Below are 3,972 nucleotides of genomic sequence, written 5' to 3'. Positions count from 1 at the left end.
CCCTGGGGGGGGGGCCCCCCCCCCCCCCCCCCCCGCCCCCGGGGCGGGACCCCCCCCGCCCCCCAGCCCCCCACCCACCCCCCCACCCGGGGCGCCCCCGCGCCCCGCGCCCGCGCCGCCGCGCGGGGGGCCGCCCCGCGGGGCCCCCGGCCGGTGGGGGGGGGCGGGGCCACCCCCAGGGGGTGGTCCCTGCTTCCGCTGCTGACGATGGGGCTGGGCCTGGCGGCCGTGGCCGTCAACGGCGCCCTCCAGGCGTTCCTCGGCGTCGCCGCCGGGGTCCTCGCCCTGGTGTCGTTCTCCTCCGCCGTCCTGTGGGGACTCGCCGCGACCGACCGGCTGCTCCTGCATCCGGTCCACCGTCTGGCCGCCCAGGCGATCCACCGGGCGATGGGCATCGCCGGCGTGGTCTTCCTCGTGCTGCACGTCTGGATGAACCTGATCCAGGACCGGATCGGCGCCCTCGCGGCCTTCGTGCCGTTCACCGATCCGCACCAACCGATGCTCTACGGCCTCGGGGTGGTGGCCGCCTACCTGTTCATCGCGGTGGCCCTCGCCGGAGCCGCCCGCGGGCTGCTGGTCCGCACCGGCAAGGCACGGCGGTGGCGGATCGTCCACATCTGCGCCTACCCGGCCTGGGGCGCCGCACTGATCCACGGGCTCAACGCCGGTCGGCTGCCCGCCCCCTGGGTGTCCGTCCTGTACTGCGCGGCCGTGGTGGGCGTGATCATCGTGCTCGGGATCCGGCTGGCCTTCCAGGACCGCGGAAACCCGCGCCGGCCCGCCGGCCCGGTCCGGCCCGAACCGCCCGGCCGGCCGACGGCCTCCGCCGGAACCGGACGGCGGCGGCAGGACGGATGAACGGCGCACCGATCGCGTGGCTCGGCAGGCCGGTCCTGTTCGCGGGCCTGGAGCACACCGAGCAACTGGACTACCGCGCCCACCTGGTCGTCCACGGCGGACTGCCGGCGATGTCGGCCGACGAGCTGGCCGACCTGGCCGAGAACGTCAACCTGCGCGGCCGGGGCGGGGCCGGCTTCCCGTTCGCGAGGAAGCTTCGGGCTGTCGTCAAGGCGGCCGCCCGACGCCGCAGCCGCCCGGTCGTGGTGGTCAACGGAACGGAAGGAGAACCGAGTTGTCTGAAGGACGCCGCACTGCTGCTGCGGACCCCCCACCTCGTCGTGGACGGCGCCCTGCTGGCCGCGGACGCGCTGGACGCCGACCAGGTGGTGCTCGGGGTCACCCGGGCCGACACCGAGCAGTCGCTGCGCACCGCGCTGGCCGAACGGCGCGCGATGCCGCTGCCGGTCAACGTCGTCCGGCTGCCCGAGCGGTTCGTCTCGGGGGAGGGGAGCGCGCTGGCCCGCGGCATCACCAGCGGCATCGCCCTCCCGCGCGGCGGCGGTGTACGGACCAGCGACAGCGGGGTCGGGGGCCTGCCCACTCTGCTGTCCAACGCCGAGACCTACGCGCAACTCGCCGTCGCGGCCAGGCTCGGGGCGCTGCCCTACCGGGAGAACGGCCTCCCTTCCGAACCCGGGACGGTCCTGCTCACCCTGGCCGGCTCCCAGGTCGTGGAGTCGCCCACCGGCGTCCCGCTCGTCGAACTGCTCGGCATGTTCGGCATGGAGATCGGGCAGGGCGTCCTGGTCGGCGGCTACCACGGCAAGTGGCTGACGCCCGAGGCCGCCGCCAAGGCCGTGGTCTCCCGGCAGTCCTTCCAGAGCCTCGGCGGGGCACTGGGCGCCGGTGCGATCCTGCCGCTGCCGCCCACCACCTGCCCGCTCGGCGAGGCGCTCCGGGTCGCCCGCTGGATGGCCGACGAGACCGCCGGCCAGTGCGGTCCGTGCTACCTCGGGCTGCCCGCCCTGGTCAAAGCCCTGGAGGGGGTGGTGCGGGGCGGCGGCCGGCCCGCCCTGGACGCGGTCGAGAGCCGGATGCGGGCGGTCACCGGCCGGGGTGCGTGCAGCCACCCCGACGCCGCCTCCCGGTTCGTGGCCTCGGCGATGGAGGTCTTCGACGAGGACCTGCAGCTGCACGCCTACCAGTACGGCTGCGGCCGGTCCGTCCAGGACGTGCTCCCGATGCCGGTCGTCGAGAGCGCCGGAACCATCGTCGTGGACTGGACGCTCTGCGAGGCCCACGGGCTGTGCACCAGCGTCCTGCCCGAGGTCATCAGCCTGGAGGCGGACGGCTTCCCCGCCGCGGGCGTGATGCCGGTGCCGCCGCAGCTGCTCCAGCAGGCGGCCCGCGCGGTCGACCGGTGTCCCGCGCTGGCGCTGCGGATCCAGTAGCGCCGGCCCACGGACGGCCCGGCCCTGCCGTCCCCGGCTGAATCCGCTCTCCTGCCCCGCCCCGCCTGTCCTGCCCCGAACCTGCCGTCCCCACCTGTACCCGAACGTCCCTGCATACCCAGGCTCCACCGATGGAAAGGCAAGGAAGATCTTGACGACGAAACGATACGGACTCGTGGCGGTCTGCCTGCTCCTGGCCGGCCTCCTGCTCATGGCGGCCTTCGGGAGCGGCAACAGCAGTGCCACTCCCTCCTACGGGGCCTCCGACCCCGCCCAGCTGGCCGGCGCGGCGCCGTCCCCGGCCGGTGCCTACGGCGGCTACGGCGACGCGTCGCCCTCGGCGGCGGCCGGCAACGGCAAGCCCGGCGGGCAGCTCGCCGTCCGGGTGGACGACAAGCTCGGCCCGGTGCTGACGGACGGCCAGGGCTTCACCCTGTACCGGTTCGACAAGGACACCGCCAAGCCGCCGACCTCCAACTGCGCCGGGACCTGCGCCACCACCTGGCCGCCCGTGATCAACGACGCCAACACCATGGCGGGCACGGGCATCGACCCGGGCAAGCTGGGCGAGATCACCCGGGCCGACGGCACGCGTCAGCTGACGGTCGGCGGTTGGCCCGCCTACCGCTACGCGCAGGACACCGCGCCCGGCGACACCAAGGGCCAGGGCGTGGGCGGCACGTGGAACGCCCTGGCGCCCGACGGGTCCAAGGCCAAGGCCGCCGGCGCCACGGCTCCGGCGTCGACGGCACCGGCCACCGCCATGCCGCAGCCCTCCCAGAGCGCGTCCGGGGTGCAGCTCTCCGTCATGATGCACCCCCAGCTCGGCCCGATCATGGTGGACGCCAACGGCCGGACGCTGTACCACTTCGCCAAGGACACCGCCTGGCCCATGCGATCCAACTGCGTGGGGGACTGCCTCAAGACGTGGACGCCCGCGCCCCCGGTGGACCCCCGCAAGATCAAGGGCGTGGACCCGAAGCTGATCGGCAAGATGCAGCGCCCGGACGGCACCTGGCAGTTGAGCATCAACTGCACGCCCGCGTACACCTACACGGGTGACCAGGGCTACGGCGACGCCCTCGGCAACGGGCTGGCCAACGGCGCCTGGACGGCCATCAACCCGCAGGGCAAGCCGGCCGGCAAGTGAGGCCCCAGGACACCTTCCTCGTACCGGCCGCCACCGACCGCACCGTCCGCGCCGCGCTGCGGTGGACCGCACTGCTCGTCCTGCTCCTCCTGGGAGTCGCCGAACTCCTCTGGGGGGCGGGCGGGTTGGCCGGAACCTCGCAAGCCGCACCGGGGCCCGCCCGGAGCTCGGTGGAGGACCTGGCCCGCCGGATCGGCTGCACGGCCGAGATCACCGCCGACGCGGCCGACCTGCGCCAGGGCCTGTGCACCTCGGGCGGGGAGGAGGTCTGGATCGCGACCTTCCCGACCGCGGGCGCCCAGGACGCCTGGACCACGGAGGCCAAGGCCTACGGCGGTTCGTACCTGGTGGGTGACGGGTGGGTGGTGGTGCTGTCGGATGCCACCGCGGACCTCCTGCACGGGCTGCTCGGCGGCACGATCGTCAACGGTGCCGACCACACCGGCCACGGCGAGCACACCGACCACACCGATGCGGCGCATGCGCCCACCGGCAGTGGCTGATCGGACTCAACAGCGACAACGGGGCGGG

The 3,972-nt window shown here is 74.8% G+C and carries 4 protein-coding genes; all 4 read left to right on the top strand.

Features of this window, described 5'->3' with window-relative positions:
* Window positions 1-207 precede the first annotated feature (207 nt).
* The 4 genes from ACFV0G_RS36640 (at window position 208) to ACFV0G_RS36625 (ending at window position 3,944) form a co-directional block, all read left to right on the top strand.
* On the top strand, window positions 208-858 hold the full coding sequence (locus ACFV0G_RS36640) for a hypothetical protein (protein WP_380557267.1): 651 nt from the start codon (window positions 208-210) through the stop codon (window positions 856-858).
* Entirely contained in the window at window positions 855-2,291 is a 1,437-nt protein-coding gene (locus ACFV0G_RS36635; RefSeq protein ID WP_380557264.1) for an NADH-ubiquinone oxidoreductase-F iron-sulfur binding region domain-containing protein, read from the top strand. The genes ACFV0G_RS36640 and ACFV0G_RS36635 overlap by 4 nt, the downstream gene beginning before the upstream one ends.
* A gap of 151 nt (window positions 2,292-2,442) precedes the next feature.
* A complete protein-coding gene (locus ACFV0G_RS36630; protein WP_380557261.1) occupies window positions 2,443-3,441 on the top strand; it encodes an SCO0930 family lipoprotein in 999 nt (332 codons plus the stop codon).
* Window positions 3,438-3,944 (top strand): hypothetical protein, encoded by a 507-nt coding sequence (locus tag ACFV0G_RS36625; protein WP_380557258.1) that lies wholly within the window; start codon window positions 3,438-3,440, stop codon window positions 3,942-3,944. Before ACFV0G_RS36630 ends, ACFV0G_RS36625 begins: the two co-directional genes overlap by 4 nt.
* The last annotated feature ends 28 nt before the right edge of the window (window positions 3,945-3,972 follow it).

It is taken from the genome of Kitasatospora sp. NPDC059571 (genome assembly GCF_042735675.1).
Lineage (GTDB): Bacteria > Actinomycetota > Actinomycetes > Streptomycetales > Streptomycetaceae > Kitasatospora.
Note: the sequence above shows the minus strand (reverse complement) of the source record. Positions and strands in the feature narration are given on the sequence as shown.

What these genes read in the sequence shown, in the direction of transcription:
- ACFV0G_RS36640 (WP_380557267.1), top strand. Translation starts at nt 208, where the DNA reads ATGGGGCTGGGCCTGGCGGCCGTGGCCGTCAACGGCGCCCTCCAGGCG.
- ACFV0G_RS36635 (WP_380557264.1), top strand. Translation starts at nt 855, where the DNA reads ATGAACGGCGCACCGATCGCGTGGCTCGGCAGGCCGGTCCTGTTCGCG.